Origin of the sequence: Pseudomonas donghuensis (assembly GCF_000696345.2) — a bacterium.
GTDB lineage: Bacteria > Pseudomonadota > Gammaproteobacteria > Pseudomonadales > Pseudomonadaceae > Aquipseudomonas > Aquipseudomonas donghuensis.
Genome location: NZ_CP071706.1, coordinates 2,972,425 through 2,987,051 on the forward strand (window position 1 = coordinate 2,972,425; position 14,627 = coordinate 2,987,051).

At 64.4% G+C, this 14,627-nt stretch carries 13 protein-coding genes; 9 read left to right on the forward strand and 4 right to left on the reverse strand.

Going from position 1 to position 14,627, the window contains the following annotated elements; all coding sequences use genetic code 11:
* Positions 1 to 8: 8 nt before the first annotated feature.
* The 3 genes from BV82_RS14055 to pdxR all read right to left on the reverse strand — a co-directional run bounded on the left by BV82_RS14055 (position 9) and on the right by pdxR (position 3,965).
* Positions 9 to 1,265 (reverse strand): MFS transporter, encoded by a 1,257-nt coding sequence (locus tag BV82_RS14055; RefSeq protein WP_010226067.1) that lies wholly within the window; start codon positions 1,263 to 1,265, stop codon positions 9 to 11.
* 34 nt (positions 1,266 to 1,299) lie between these two features.
* On the reverse strand, positions 1,300 to 2,364 hold the full coding sequence (locus tag BV82_RS14060) for an apurinic/apyrimidinic endonuclease family protein (RefSeq protein WP_010226069.1): 1,065 nt from the start codon (positions 2,362 to 2,364) through the stop codon (positions 1,300 to 1,302).
* 104 nt (positions 2,365 to 2,468) lie between these two features.
* Positions 2,469 to 3,965, reverse strand: a complete 1,497-nt coding sequence (gene pdxR / locus BV82_RS14065) for a MocR-like pyridoxine biosynthesis transcription factor PdxR (RefSeq protein ID WP_026001481.1) — start codon at positions 3,963 to 3,965, stop codon at positions 2,469 to 2,471.
* 189 nt (positions 3,966 to 4,154) lie between these two features.
* Between pdxR and BV82_RS14070 the strand changes: the two genes are divergently transcribed.
* From BV82_RS14070 to BV82_RS14100, 7 genes are all read left to right on the forward strand, one after another.
* On the forward strand, positions 4,155 to 5,135 hold the full coding sequence (locus BV82_RS14070; protein WP_010226073.1) for a quinone oxidoreductase family protein: 981 nt from the start codon (positions 4,155 to 4,157) through the stop codon (positions 5,133 to 5,135).
* A gap of 13 nt (positions 5,136 to 5,148) precedes the next feature.
* Entirely contained in the window at positions 5,149 to 5,997 is an 849-nt protein-coding gene (locus BV82_RS14075) for a TauD/TfdA dioxygenase family protein (RefSeq protein WP_010226075.1), read from the forward strand.
* Between the two features lie 45 nt (positions 5,998 to 6,042).
* The gene (locus BV82_RS14080; RefSeq protein WP_036995627.1) at positions 6,043 to 7,095 is read left to right on the forward strand and encodes a beta-keto acid cleavage family enzyme; all 1,053 of its coding nucleotides are present in this window, start codon (positions 6,043 to 6,045) and stop codon (positions 7,093 to 7,095) included.
* A 122-nt stretch (positions 7,096 to 7,217) separates the two neighbouring features.
* Positions 7,218 to 8,534, forward strand: coding sequence for an MFS transporter (locus BV82_RS14085; protein WP_010226079.1), 1,317 nt, complete (start codon positions 7,218 to 7,220; stop codon positions 8,532 to 8,534).
* On the forward strand, positions 8,531 to 9,184 hold the full coding sequence (locus BV82_RS14090) for a DsbA family oxidoreductase (protein WP_036995626.1): 654 nt from the start codon (positions 8,531 to 8,533) through the stop codon (positions 9,182 to 9,184). Before BV82_RS14085 ends, BV82_RS14090 begins: the two co-directional genes overlap by 4 nt.
* The gene (locus BV82_RS14095; protein WP_010226083.1) at positions 9,181 to 9,507 is read left to right on the forward strand and encodes a Rieske (2Fe-2S) protein; all 327 of its coding nucleotides are present in this window, start codon (positions 9,181 to 9,183) and stop codon (positions 9,505 to 9,507) included. The genes BV82_RS14090 and BV82_RS14095 overlap by 4 nt, the downstream gene beginning before the upstream one ends.
* Complete coding sequence (locus BV82_RS14100; RefSeq protein ID WP_036995625.1) at positions 9,504 to 10,514, forward strand: YeiH family protein; 1,011 nt, start codon at positions 9,504 to 9,506, stop codon at positions 10,512 to 10,514. Before BV82_RS14095 ends, BV82_RS14100 begins: the two co-directional genes overlap by 4 nt.
* Positions 10,515 to 10,713: 199 nt before the next feature.
* Here BV82_RS14100 and BV82_RS14105 read toward each other — a convergent pair whose 3' ends face one another.
* Positions 10,714 to 11,730, reverse strand: a complete 1,017-nt coding sequence (locus BV82_RS14105; RefSeq protein WP_036995624.1) for an AraC family transcriptional regulator — start codon at positions 11,728 to 11,730, stop codon at positions 10,714 to 10,716.
* A gap of 276 nt (positions 11,731 to 12,006) precedes the next feature.
* Here BV82_RS14105 and BV82_RS14110 point away from each other — a divergent pair, with 276 nt between their 5' ends.
* Entirely contained in the window at positions 12,007 to 12,573 is a 567-nt protein-coding gene (locus tag BV82_RS14110; protein WP_036995623.1) for an RBBP9/YdeN family alpha/beta hydrolase, read from the forward strand.
* Positions 12,574 to 12,659: 86 nt separating this feature from the next.
* The gene (locus tag BV82_RS14115) at positions 12,660 to 14,615 is read left to right on the forward strand and encodes a DUF1302 domain-containing protein (RefSeq protein WP_036995621.1); all 1,956 of its coding nucleotides are present in this window, start codon (positions 12,660 to 12,662) and stop codon (positions 14,613 to 14,615) included.
* Positions 14,616 to 14,627: the final 12 nt, after the last annotated feature.

The window sequence follows — 14,627 nt, forward strand, 5'->3', positions numbered from 1 at the left end:
CCCAGGCGCTACGCCGCGGCCGGTGTGGCAACCGGGGCGGCGTTGCGCACCTGTCGTTGCAGGCGACTGGCGACGGCAAAACCGATCAGAGCCAGCAGCATCATGGCGATGAACACATAGTTGTAGCCTTGCTGGCCCGGGAAGTGGTCAAGGATTGCGCCGTAGCCGACATAGGCGAACATCCCCGGCGCATAGCCGATCAGGCAACCGATGCCGAAAGCGGAACCTGTAATGTGCGGGGCGATGCCGACTTCGCCCATCGGTGCCCAGAACACCCCGCGCATGGAAAACACGATAAAGGCGAACGACAGCGTCGCGGCCATGCCGGCATAGATGAAGCCCGGGCTCTTGGGGACCAGGAGGATGATCGCCATCATCGGCAGCAGTGCCAGGAACGCCCACTTCAGGTAGCGGCTGGGGCTCTTGAAGTGTTTGTCGGCGATGAAACCGCCCGCCGGCCCGCCGAAGATCTTCAGCATGTACTGGTTGATGATGCCGTAGGCACCGACCAGCGCCAGCGGCAGGCCATAGACTTCCTTCAGGTATGGGATGAAATAGGTCAGGCCGCAGTAGACGATGTAAACCATGAACACATTGAAGCTGACCAGCCAGATAGCCGGGACCTTGATGGCTTGCATGAGGTTGGCCAGCGGGTTCTTGGCGCTGGTCTGGGCTGGCGCCTGATTGCCTTTGAGCAAAAACCAGGTCAGCACGCCGGCGGCGATATCGATCAAGGCGTAGAACAGGATCGCCGCTTTCAGGCCATGTTCGCCGCTGCCCAGGGCAATGAACACGCCCAGCGCGGAAAACGCCACCAGCGTATCGACGACGCCCCGGCCACCTTCCAGCAGGCCGAACATGCGCCCTTGTTCCTGGTCGTTGCCCAGGCCGCGAATGGCCTTGAGCAGCGCTGGCCAGTAGATGCAGTCGGCACAGACCGCGAGCAGGCAGAACACCACCATCAGGCTGCTGAACGGCGGGAAGGTGGCCAGGTACAGGCCCAGGGCGCCGGTGCCGATCAGGCCCAGCGGGATCAGCTTGCGGGTATCGTAACGGTCGGCCAGCATGCCGCCGACCACGAACAACCCGGTGGCGATGATGGCGTTGGCGCTGAGCAGCAAGCCGATTTGCGTATGCGAAAGCCCCATGAAGTCCTGCATGGGGACGTAGAACGCGTCCTTGAGGTTGGCCAGCTTGTAGACGGTGCCGCCACCGAGGATCAGGACCAGGAATTTGAACCATTTGGCCTTGTCGTGCGCTGTCATTTTCTTATTCTCCAGGCGTGTTTGGTTGTGGCGTTCAAGGGGTGGCGCAGCTGGCCAGGGTCAGCTCGGCGAGGGTGCGCAGCTCGGCCAGCAGGGTTTTCACGTAGCTGACCTGGTTGTTGGCCCAGCGCTGCTCACCGGCCAGCATCTGTTCGAGGGTGAAGCCGGCGGGCAGGGGCGTGTCACTCATTTCCCGGTAGGCAATGAACGGATCGGCCGGCTCGTTGTGTTGACGGAAGGCCGGGGCGATGTAGTGGTTCTCCTGTTCGAGGATGAAGGCGATCACTTGCGCCTGCCGGTCCCCGAGCATCAGCAGCTCGAACAGCATGCGCGCGCCGGGCAGCTCGTCCTCGGCGCTGCCCTGAAGCACACCGTAGTGGCCAAAACCCTGGTCTTCGGCCACCACCCGTACGCCCTTGAGGTGGCTCTGGCGAATATGCGGGGCGAGGTTGCGCAGGGCCTGCAGCGGTTGCTCGCAGGCATTGATCATGTTGCCGAAATCGAACAGGGCATTGAGGCGCGGATGGTTGGCCTGGCGCAGCAGCTGGGCAATTTCATCGCTCTTGAGCTCCTCGTGCTGCTCGAAGTCGAAGTGCAGGTCGTGGGCATCGGCTTGGTGGGCCAGGTACAGCAGGTCGCCACCGATCTGGTCCATCACCTGCGACAGCAGGCCTTCATAGCGCGAGTACACGCGAATGTTGCGGCTGCCGATGACCTTGGCCACGGCAACCACCGCATCGACGTCGGCCTTGCGCGTGCTGCTGATCTCCAGGTGCACGTCCAGTTGCAGGGCCCGGGCCTTTTCAGCAAAGGCGCACAATTGCGTCGTGTTCATTTGCGCCAGGCTGTTGTGCTCACCGTCGAGCATGTGCAGGCTCAGGCCGGCCAGTTCATGGCGATAGGCGAAGTCGAGCAGGTCGAACGGGGTGACGCGCCCGTGGGTGAGGTTGGTCAGCAGCGGGTAGGCGTGGGCAAACAGTCGCGCCTGGTCGAGGCGTTCAAGCAGGCGGGTGGCCAGCTCGCGGGTCAGCAGGGGTGCGTCAGCACCTTGCGCATTGTGGTTCAGCAACGTAGCGAAGCGTTTTTGTATTGTGTTCATTCGAGTCGTTCCTGGTGCGGGCACCGGTTTACCGGCGCGTTCTTTATCGCGCCGCCGAGGAACACTCGATAGATCCATTACCAATCAATTGATAAGGCCACTGCTCAGACCGGGTGGCCAATCGCCCTGAGGGCCTGCACCAGCGCCTCGACCTTGGCTTCGGCCTGATCCTGGGGCGTGCCGGCAAAGCCGAGCAGCAGCGCCGGTGGCAAGTAGCGCGTGAGGCAGTAGTCACTCAAGGCGTAGGTATGCACGCCATGCCCGGCCAACTGCCGGGCCAGTGCCTGGTCATCCAGCTGCGGCGGGAGCCAGGCAATCAGGTGCATGCCGGCTTCGACCGGGGCAACCTGCAAAAAGCCGCCCAGGCGCCGTTGCAGCACCTCCAGCAAGCACTGCTGGCGGGCCTGGTACAACGTCCGCATGCGGCGGATATGGCCAATGAAGTGGCCTTCACTCATGAAGTCAGCGGTCACTGCCTGCAACAGGGTCGGCGGGCTGCGGTCGAGCACCGCGCGCAAGGTGCAGAACGGTTCGACCAGTGCCGGGGGCAGAATCACGTAACCCAGGCGCAGGGAAGGGAACAGCACCTTGCTGAAGGTGCCGACGTAGATCACCCGGTCGCCTCGGTCCATGGCGTACAGCGCCGGCAATTGCCGGCCGCGGTAGCGCAGTTCGCTGTCGCAGTCGTCTTCGATGATCCAGCTGCCACTGGCCGCCGCCCAGTCAATCAGTTCCAGGCGCCGGTTGTGGCTGAGGGTCATACCCAGCGGGTGTTGCCGTGACGGGGTGGTGAACACCAGGCGCGCCTCGGGGCATTCGTCAATGGCGTGTTGCACATCGAGGCCCTGATCGTCGATGGGGACGGGCACCACCCGGCAGCCATGGGCCTGAAAGGCGATACGCGCGGCGATATGACCAGGGTCTTCCATCCATACCGGCTCGTCCGGGTTGAGCAGCAGCATCGCCAGCAGGTTGAAGGCCTGCTGCGCGCCGGAGACGATCACCACTTGCTCGGCGTTGCAGTCGATACCGCGGGCGTCGAAAACGTACTCGGCAATCGCCTGGCGCAGCGTCTGCAAGCCCTGCAGTTCGCCATAACCGAGCATGGCCTTGCTCGGTTTCTGCCCGTGGCGGTTGAGCAGACGCTTCCACAACGTCTGGGGAAAGGCCTCGAAAGCGCCATGACTGGGCAGGAACGAGGTCGGTGTATCGGCGCCGCAGTGGGCGTAGGACACCCCGCGAAAATGATCGCTGCGCAGCGACAGCATCGACTGGCTCAGCTCCGAGAGCTTGGGTGGCGCGGGAGCTTGCAACTCGGCACCGGCGCTGCGCTGCCACTCGTCACTGACATAGGTGCCAGCGCCGGTACGCGACACCAGGAAGCCCTCGGCAATCAACTGGTCGAAGGCGTTGAGCAGGGTAATGCGCGAGAGCTGCAATTCCTGGCTCAGGGTCCGCGTCGATGGCAAGCGAATGCCGCCTTGCAGGCGACCGGTGAGGATCTGCTTGCGGATCTGCAGGTACAGCTGGCGGTAAAGCGGCGTCGCGCTGTCACGGTCCAGTTCAATACCTGAGAACAATAAACCGGCGGGGGACTTCATCAAGGGCTCGCAGGCACGGAGGAGGGCCTGGCTATGCTACGAGAAAGCCCGCCAGGCAGCCAGCCCACGGGGTTTTGTCATCAAATGAAAACAGCCTGTCGTCCGATGCGAAGCACCCGGCAAGCGTTGGGCATAGAGTCCAGTCAACAAGAATTGACGCACTGCGTCAGGATGACTGGAGTGACATGCATGGCCAAAGTCGTACGCTTCTATGAAACCGGTGGCCCCGAGGTTCTGCGCTATGAGGATGCCGAGGTCGGCGAACCGGGCCCGGGGCAGGTTCGCCTGCGCCAGGTGGCGGTGGGCCTGAACTACGCCGACACCTATTTTCGCAACGGCACCTACCCGATCGCGCTGCCCAACGGCATGGGCGTGGAAGCCTCCGGGGTGGTACAGGCGGTCGGCGAGGGCGTGACCCAGGTCGCGGTCGGCGACCGGGTGACCTATACCGGCTTTCTCAACACCCTCGGCGCCTACTGCACCGAGCGCCTGATCCCGGCGGCGGCGCTGATCAAGCTGCCGGAAACCATCGCCTTCGAAACCGCGGCGGCGATGACCATGCGCGGCCTGACCTCGGCCTACCTGATGCGCCGCCTGTACGACTTCAAGCCCGGTGACACGATTCTGCTCCACGCTGCCGCCGGTGGCGTGGGCCTGATCGTTTCCCAGTGGGCGCGCCTGCTCGGCCTGACGGTGATCGGCACCGTGTCCACCGAGGCCAAGGCCGAAGTGGCCCGCGCCCATGGTTGCAGCCACACCATCAACTACAGCCATGAAGACGTGGCCAAGCGCGTGCGCGAGCTCACCGACGGCGTTGGCGTCAACGTGGTGTTCGACAGCGTCGGCAAGAGCACCTTCATGGCCTCGCTGGACTCGCTCAAGCGCCGCGGCCTGATGGTCTGCGTCGGCACCGCCTCGGGCAGCATCACGCCGTTCGACCCGCAGATCCTGGCGATCAAAGGCTCGTTGCAGCTGACCCGTCCGGCGCTGGCCGACTACATCGCAGATCCGGCCGAGAAGGCCGACCTTGCCGGCGAGCTGTTCGAGCATGTCAGCAGCGGGCGGATCAAGATCGAGATCAACCAGCACTATGCGTTGCAGGACGCGGTCCAGGCCCACCGTGACCTGGAAGCACGCAAGACTACCGGTTCGTCGATCTTCGTCATCTGAAGAGGGCAACAGCATGCACATCGAACAACTGACCTGCGCCATCGGTGCCGAAGTCATCGGGGTCAACCTGGCAGATGCGATTCATGATGACGACCTGTTCGAGCAACTGCGTGCGCAGTTGCTCAAGCACCGGGTGCTGTTCTTGCGCGACCAGAACATCACGCGCGCCGAGCACGTGGCCTTTGCCAGTCGCTTCGGCGAGCTGGAGGACCACCCGGTGGCCGGCAGCGACCCCGAGCACCCGGGCCTGGTACAGATCTACAAGCGCCCGGACCAGCCGGCCGATCGCTACGAAAACGCCTGGCACACCGACGCCACCTGGCGCGAGGCACCGCCCATGGGCTGCGTGTTGCGCTGCCTGGAATGCCCGCCGGTAGGCGGCGACACTATGTGGGCGAATATGGTGCTGGCTTACCAGAACCTGCCGGAGGAGGTGAAGGTCAAGATCGAGGGCCTGCGTGCCCGGCACAGCATCGAGGCCAGTTTTGGCGCCGCCATGACGCTGGAAAAACGCCTGGCGCTCAAGGCGCAGTTCCCCGATGCCGAGCACCCGGTGGTGCGCACCCACCCGCAAACGGGCGAGCAGGTGCTGTTCGTCAACGCCTTCACCACCCACTTCAGCAACTACCACACGCCGCAGCGGGTGCGTTTCGGCCAGGATGCCAACCCCGGTGCCAGCGATCTGCTGCGCTACCTGATCAGCCAGGCCTACCTGCCCGAATACCAGGTGCGCTGGCGCTGGAAACCCAACAGCGTGGCGATCTGGGATAACCGCAGCACCCAGCACTACGCGGTGATGGACTACCCGCCTTGTCACCGCAAGATGGAGCGCGCCGGAATCAAGGGCGATCGCACCTTCTGAGCGCCTGCAACACCCCAGGACAATAACAAGACCGAGGACTACAGCATGCAATTCTTCGACGATTCGTTGCACCCGGAAAACATGGAAAAAGTGGTGATCACCGTGGCCCCGTACGGCCCGGAATGGATGCCCGAGGACTTTCCCGAAGACATTCCGCTGACCATGGACGAACAGGTGCAAAAGGCGGTCGATTGCTATGAGGCCGGTGCCACTGTGCTCCACCTGCACGTGCGCGAACTGGACGGCAAGGGCTCCAAGCGCCTGTCGAAATTCAACGAACTGATTGCCGGCGTGCGCGAGGCGGTGCCGCAGATGATCATCCAGGTTGGCGGCTCGATCTCGTTCGCCCCGGAAAGCGATGGCGAGGCGGCCAAGTGGCTGTCCGACGACACCCGGCACATGCTCGCGGAGCTGACGCCCAAGCCCGACCAGGTCACCGTGGCGATCAACACCACGCAGATGAACATCATGGAGTTGCTGTACCCGCAGTACCTGGAAGGCACCTCCCTGGCCCATCCGGCGATCCAGGCCGCCTACAGCGAAATGACCGTACCGGCCGGTCCCGCCTGGGTGCGCGAACACCTGCGCCGCCTGCAGGCCAGCAACATCCAGCCGCACTTCCAGTTGACCGGCATGCACGCCCTGGAAACCCTCGAACGCATTGTGCGCAAGGGTGACTACATGGGCCCGCTGAACCTGACCTGGATCGGCATTGGCGGCGGTTTCGACGGGCCCAACCCGTTCAACTTCTTCAACTTCATTCACCGGGCGCCCAACGGCTGCACGCTGACCGCCGAATCGTTGCTGAAAAACGTCCTGCCGTTCAACACCATGGCCCTGGCCATGGGGCTGCACCCGCGTTGCGGCAACGAAGACACCATCATCGACCAGCACGGCAAGCGCTTCGGTTCGGTGCAGCAGATCCAGCAGACCGTGCGCGTGGCCCATGAACTGGGCCGCGAGATTGCCAACGGCAAGGAGGCGCGGGCCATCTACCGCATCGGTGAGCAGTACAGCAGCATCGAGCAGACCCTCCAGGCCAACGGCATGGCGCCCAACCGCCAGCCAGGCCAGAAAGGTGTGCCGCAGCGCGCCTGATTGGACAGGTCCGGCACGCTTGTGCGAGCCGGGCCGCCGATCCGCAGCGCTGTCCGTCGGGCTTTTCAGCTTTTCAATAAAAACAAGAACAAGACTCACGCCAGACAACCACAGGAGGCAGCATGGCCGCCTATCTTGCCAATGCCACAGACGATGGCGCCGACACTTCACGGGGCATTCCACGGCGTTATGCCTGGATTGTCTTCGCCTTGACCTTCGGCCTGCTGATTTCCGACTACATGTCGCGGCAGGTGCTCAACGCCGTATTCCCGCTGCTCAAGGCCGAATGGGCCCTGAGCGACAGCCAGTTGGGCCTGCTCAGCGGCATTGTCGCGCTGATGGTCGGGCTGCTGACTTTCCCCTTGTCGCTGCTGGCCGACCGCTTCGGGCGGATCCGCAGCCTGGTGCTGATGGCCGTGCTCTGGAGCCTGGCAACCCTCGGCTGCGCCCTGGCCGACAACTACCCGCAAATGTTTGCCGCACGCTTTCTGGTCGGCGTCGGTGAGGCCGCCTACGGCAGCGTCGGCATCGCCGTGGTGGTGTCGGTGTTCCCCCGTGACATGCGCGCCACCCTGGCCGGAGCCTTCATGGCCGGCGGCATGTTCGGCTCGGTGCTGGGCATGGCCCTGGGCGGTTTGATGGCCCAGCACTTCGGCTGGCGCTGGGCGTTTGCCGGCATGGCCTTGTTCGGCCTGTTGCTGGCATTGCTGTACCCGCTGATCGTCAAGGAGGCAAAGATCGCTCCCCAGCGTGTGCAGGCTGCCGCCGACAAGGTCAGCCGGCCACTGCATACCCTGTACGGCAGCCGTTCGGTGATCGCCGCCTATGTCGGCAGCGGTTTGCAGTTGTTCGTCGGCGGCACGGTGATCGTCTGGATGCCCAGCTACCTGAACCGCTACTACGCCATGAGCACCGACCAGGCCGGGGTGGTGGCCGCCATCATCGTGCTGTGCAGCGGCATCGGCATGATCCTCTGCGCCATGCTTTGCGACCGCCTGGGCCGCCAGCGTCCGGACCGCAAGATCAGCCTGGCCATCGGCTATTGCCTGGGCAGTTGCCTGTTGCTGTCGCTGGCCTTCGCGCTGCCGTCGGGCACCGCGCAACTGGTGCTGATCTGCCTGGGGATGATGGTTGCCGCCGGCACCAACGGGCCGTCCAGCGCCATGGTCGCCAACCTGACTCATTACTCGGTGCACGGCACGGCGTTCGCCACCCTGACCCTGGCCAACAACCTGCTTGGCCTGGCGACCGGGCCGCTGATCACCGGCCGGGTGTCCGACCTGATCGGCCTGCATGGCGCCTTCCAGCTGGTGCCGTTGATCAGCATCGGCGCCGCGGCGGTGTTCTTCATCGCCAAGCGGCATTACCACCATGACATGGCCCGCCTGGACAACCCGCACGCGGTTGAGCCTGGTGCGGCCCGGGAGTTGAAACCGTGAAGCACGTGCTGTCGATCGAAGTGTTCTTCGACTTTATCTGCCCCTGGTGCCTGATCGGCCAGGCTCATCTGCAACGGGCCCTTGAGCAGTTGCGGCGCGAGCAGCCGGAAGTTGAGGTGAGTCTGCACTGGCGCGGGGTGCAACTGCTGCCGCAGATGGCCAGGACCGGCCAGCCGTTCGAGGCGTTCTACCGCAAGCGCCTGGGCAGTGATGAGGCAGTACGCCTGCGCCAGGCGCAGGTGCGCGCCGCCGCCGAGGCGGCAGGGGTGGATATCGATTTTGCCCGTATCAGTCGCATGCCCAATACCGCCGACGCCCACCGCTTGCTGCAGCGCGCCGTGGCGCTGGGCTCGCCGGAACAGGCCCAAGCCCTGCTGGCCAGGCTGTTTGCCGCCTACTTTCAGCAGGGCAAGGACCTGGGCGATCCGATTACCTTGCTGCACATCGCCCGCGCCTGTGGCCTGGAGCCGGCCCAGGTTGCCGATTGCCTGCGCGGCGATGCCAGCCCGTTCATTGGCGCCAATGACCGCGCCGCCGATGGCGTGCCGTGTTTCCGTTTCAATCAGCGCCTGCGGGTGTCGGGCGCGCAGCCGGTCGCGGTGCTGCTGCAGGCCATGGGCGACGCCCTGGAAGAGGTGGTCCCGGCATGAGCCTGCGCTATCCGGTACCGGCCGACAAAGTGCCGGCGCGTGGCGGGCGGGTGCTGCTCGAATGGCAAGGCAGGAGCGTGGCGCTGTTCAACGTCGCTGACACCTTTTACGCCATCGACGACAGTTGCCCGCACCAGGGCGCCTCGCTGTGCGGCGGGCGTCTGGACGGGCGGGTGATCCAGTGCTGCGCCCATGGCCTGCGCTTTGATCTGGCCAGCGGCTACTTGCTCAACTCCAATCAACTCAAGGTTGCCAGCTACCCGGTCGAGCGCCAGGGCGAGCAACTGTTCATCGTTTTAGCGTGCAAGGAACCGGGCCAATGAGCGTGATCGCAATTACCGCCGTCAATCTTCGTGCCCGGGAACTGGCGCCGGGCTTTATCGTCAGCCTGATCGCCGCGGCGGCGGCCAGCTTTCTCAGTGAGCACTACGATGCCCCGGTGATGCTGTTTGCCTTGTTGCTGGGCATGGCCTTGAACTTTCTTGCGGCCGATGGCCGTTGCAAGGCCGGGATTGAATTTACCGCGCGCACGGTGTTGCGCCTGGGGGTGGCGCTGCTGGGCATGCGCATTACCCTGAGCCAGATCGCCAGCCTGGGCTGGAAACCGGTGGCGCTGGTGGTGATCTTGGTGGTGGTGACCATCCTGGTTTCAGTAGTGGCCGCCCGTGCTTTGGGCTTTCAGCGCTTGTTCGGCATGCTTACCGGCGGTGCCACGGCGATCTGCGGTGCATCGGCGGCCCTGGCCCTGGCCGCGGCCTTGCCCCAGCATCCGCAGAAAGAGCGCGCCACCTTGTTTACCGTGATCGGCGTGTCAGCACTGTCGACCCTGGCGATGATCGTCTACCCGATGATTGCCGGCTGGCTGCAGTTGTCGCCGCAGCAGGCCGGGGTGTTTCTCGGCGCGACCATTCATGATGTGGCGCAGGTGGTGGGCGCGGGGTACAGCATGTCTACCGAGACCGGGGATGTGGCCACCGTGGTCAAGCTGATGCGCGTGGCCATGTTGCTGCCGGTGATTGTCTGTGCGGCGATGATCACCCGCCGCGCCGGCGGCGATGCCAGTGGGCAGCGACCGCCATTGTTACCGTGGTTTGCCGTCGGTTTCGTGTTGCTGGCCTGCATCAACAGTACCGGCTGGGTGTCGGCGGCCGTGCAGGGCGGGGTCAATGACCTGTCGCGCTGGTGCCTGGTGGTGGCGATCAGTGCCCTGGGCATGAAGACTCAGCTCAAGGAGCTGGCGGCAGTGGGCCTCAAGCCGATTGCGCTGATGGTCGGGGAGACGGTGTTTCTGGTGTTGCTGGTGCTGGCGCTGATGCACTGGGGGTTGTAGACGGTTGCCCACAACCGTTCTGCATGCTCCGCGAACCTGTGGGTGCTGGCTTGCCAGCGATGGTAGTCCAGGCAGCGCCTGATGTGCCGGCTGAACTGGCCTCATCGCTGGCAAGCCAGCTCCCACAATGTATCTGTGTACGCCGAACCTGCAGGAGCGGGCTAGACCCGCGATCGAGCGCGCAGCGGTCGTAGTCCGGTCAGTGCTGACTGTGCCGGCGATCATGCTGCGCCCGCCAACTGGCCGGGGGCATGCCGAACTGGGCGATGAACCAGCGGGTAAATGAACTGGGCATCGAGTAGCCGAGCATGTCGGCAATCCGCCCCAGCGAATAGCTGGGGTTTTCCAGGTAGCGGATCACCAGGTCACGGCGCACGCCGTTGACCAGGTCGCTGAAGGTTACCCCGCATTCCTCCAGGCGCCGCTGCAAGGTGCGCACGTTCATGCCCTGGGTTTGCGCTACCTGCTCGATGGTCGCCCGGCCCATGGGCAGCAGCAGGTAGATGGTCTTGCGCATTTCCAGCTCCAGCGACAGCTTGCCACCGGCCTGCAGGGTATCCAGGTAGCGCTGCGCCAGGCGCGCCATGGCTTCGTTGGCCAACGGATTGGCCGTGTCGAGGTCGGCGGCCGGGCAGACGATGCCATTGAATTCGCTGCCAAACACCAGCGTGCAGCCAAAGATCCGTCGATGAATCGCCAGGTCCGCGGGCGCGGCATGGGTGAAGTTGGCGCTGATCGGATGCCAGTGGGCACCCAGCAGGGCGGCGCACAAGCGCAGCATTACGCCAATGGCCAGTTCCGTCGCCTGACGGCCGCGCTGGGGCAGGTCGGTGACCACCTCTTCACGAATGATCACGGTCTTGCCAGCCTCTTCGATATGGATGGCCAAGGCGTCGTTGAGCAGATGGCGGTACTGCACGATGACCTGCAGGGCATCGCGCAGGGTGCGCTGGTGGCTGAGCAGCAGGCTGATTTCGCCGAAATCCGACAACTGGCGCAATTCGGCCATGCGCAAGCCGAAGGTTTCGCAGCCGCTGACCCGCGCCGACTCCTCCAGCAGGGTCACCACGCTGGAGACCGCAATACGTTGGTTGGGATCGTCGAGCAGGGCGGCGCTCAGGCCGACCTGGGCCAACAGGGCATGAGGGTTGAGCCCCAAGTGACGGGACACCTCAAGGTAGTTGGTCAGGCTTGCAGCACGTACGAGGGCGGTCATTTTATTGTTTTCCACGCGTTCTCATCTGGCGTTCCGCTTCTGTGGCGGGTGGTTCGTTATAGCGCGGGTGTCGTCAAATGAGAAGCCGTTTTCGGCGAGTGAAATCAGCGCAACGTCCCTGATCTCGGGCCGCTCGGTGGTAAGCCAGAAACCCTGTCATCAAATGAAAAGTCGCTGACGCGCAATGTAAAGCGCCTCGGGGGAGGGCTGATTACTGTGACTGTGCAAACGCTCCAGGTGACCTGCGAGCGCACTGTCTTGAGCATAGGTGCCGACGTGGAAAAACTGCATACCACCGCTACTGTCCTGATCGTCCCCGGCCTGCGCGAGCATGTCGCCGAGCATTGGCAGACCTTGCTGGCGGCGCGCCTGGCCAAGGTCCATACGGTGCCACTGCTGCAGCGCAACGGCCTGGACTGCAATGCCCGGGTCGAGGCCATCGAGCAGGCGCTGGAGCAGATCGACGGCGAGGTAGTGCTGGTAGCGCACAGCGCCGGCGTGCTGATGGTGGCCCATTGGGCGGCGCGCTATCAGCGGCCGATCAAGGGCGCACTGCTGGCGGCGCCGCCGGACCTTGAGGCGGCGTGGCCCGCCGCCTACCCAAGCGCGGACAGCTTGCGCGCCAACGGCTGGAGCCCGCTGCCGATCACGCCGCTGCCGTTCCCAAGCATCGTCGCCGCCAGTAGCAATGATCATCTGGCCAGCCTTGAGGCGGTCAGCAACATGGCGCGCGGCTGGGGCAGCCAGTTGCTCGAACTTGGCGCCGTCGGCCACCTCAACCCGGCAGCCGGCTACGGCCCCTGGCCCCAGGCCGAAACCCTGATCCAGGCCCTGGATCGCTAATCCTGCAGTAGCGCACGGACGCTTGAGCCAAGCCCGCAAACGACGGGCGGCGAAAAAAAACAATAACAATAAGTGGAGTCATCGCGATGCCAAACCCTCGCATTCACCGTGCTGTGAAACCACAGCGCTGCCTGCTGGCCTGCGCCATCGGCCTGCTGGCACTGCCCGGCGCCCAGGCCTTCGAAGTCGATACCGGCAGTGAAGACTGGGCCGTGCGCCTGGATAACACGGTCAAGTACAACTACGGCGTGCGCACCGAAAGCGCCGACAAGCGTCTGTTGGCAACCCCCAACAACAACGACGGCGACTACAACTTCCGCAAGGCCGGAACCACCGTCACCAACCGCGTGGACCTGCTCACCGAACTGGACGTGATCTACCAGGGCAACATGGGCTTTCGTGTCAGCGCCGCCAGTTGGTACGACAAGGCCTATGACAACACCGGCTCCAACTCCAACCCGTTCGTCAACGGCAACGGTGGCCAGTCGGGCATCAACCCCAGCCTCAACGGCTTGCCCGGCACCGGCGTGCCCTTGGGCAGCCCGCACCTGAGCAACTACGCCCAGCGTTACTACAGCGGCCCGTCCGGGGAAGTGCTCGATGCCTTCGTGTTCATGCGCCGTGAAGTGGGCGACTCATCCGAGATCAGCGCCAAGCTCGGCCAGCACAACCTGTTCTGGGGCGAAACCCTGCTCAACCCGGTGCATTCGCTGAGCTATGGGCAGTCGGGCCTGGACCTGGCCAAGCTGGCCGCGTCACCCGGCACCGAAGCCAAGGAACTGTTCGTGCCGCGCAATCAACTCTCGGCGGCGTTTCTGCTCAACCCCGAGCTCACCGTTGGCGCGCAGTATTTCTTCGACTGGGATGCCGCGCGGCTGCCGGAAGCCGGCACCTATTACGGTGGTTCGGACCTGGTGGGCGAGGGCGCACAGAGCTTGTTGCTCGGCCATACCGGCACCCCCGGGCTGATTCCGGTACGTGGCGCGCTGACCAGCATCCGCCGTGGCCACGACCTGACCCCGGGTAAGCGCGGCGACTGGGGCGTCATGGCCAAGTGGTCGCCCGAATGGCTGGGCGGCACCCTGGGCTTCTATTACCGCAAGAGCTCGGAGATCCTGCCCCAGGCCTGGCTCGACGCCCGTGGCCTGACCGTCGCCAACGGCCCGTTCGGCAACCCGCCGGGCAGCGCCCAGGGCGCGGTGGGCAACCTCTACAACTCGCTGCAAAGCGCCACCTACCAGTTCGCCTATGCCGACAACATCGACATTTACGGCTTGAGCCTGTCCAAGGATGTCGGCGGTATCAGCGTCGGCAGCGACCTGAACATTCGCCACAACATGCCCCTGGCGAGTATACCGGCGATCCTCAGCGCACCGGGGCCGGCCGGCCTGGGCGGCGGTTTCGGGCTCTTGCCCGCGCGCTTGCCAAGCAGCGGCGTGATTTATGAGGTGCCGTCGGACGGCGACAGCATGAGTGCCACCGGCGACACCCTGCACTGGACCCTCAACGGCCTAATGACCCTTGGCGACACGCCGTTGTTCGACTCGGCGACCCTGCTCGGCGAGCTGTTCTACAGCAACCTGCTCAAGCTCGATAGCCACAACGAGGCCTTGTACAAGGGCAAGGGCAGCTACCGCGGCATCGACCAGCCGACCCGCGACAACTGGGGCATCGCGGTCAACTTCACGCCGACCTGGTACCAGGTGTTTCCAGGCATGGACCTGAGCATGCCGCTGTCGATCAACCTCGGCCTGGACGGCGTGTCGCCGGTACAGGGCGGTGGCGCCGAGAACACCGGCAACTACGCCGTGGGCCTGAGCGCGGCGATCTATAACCAGTATTTCGTCGACCTCAAGTACGTCGACGGCTTCGGCAAGACCCAGTCCTGCAACAACGGCCAGACCGACGGCACCACCCCCAACGCCCTGGACGGCGAACAGGACTACACCTGCTACGGCGGCGGATACGCCGCGTTCTCTGGCGGCGCCGCCACCACCGAGGACCGTGGCGCGCTGTACCTGACCCTGAAAACCACCTTCTGAGTCACACAGGAA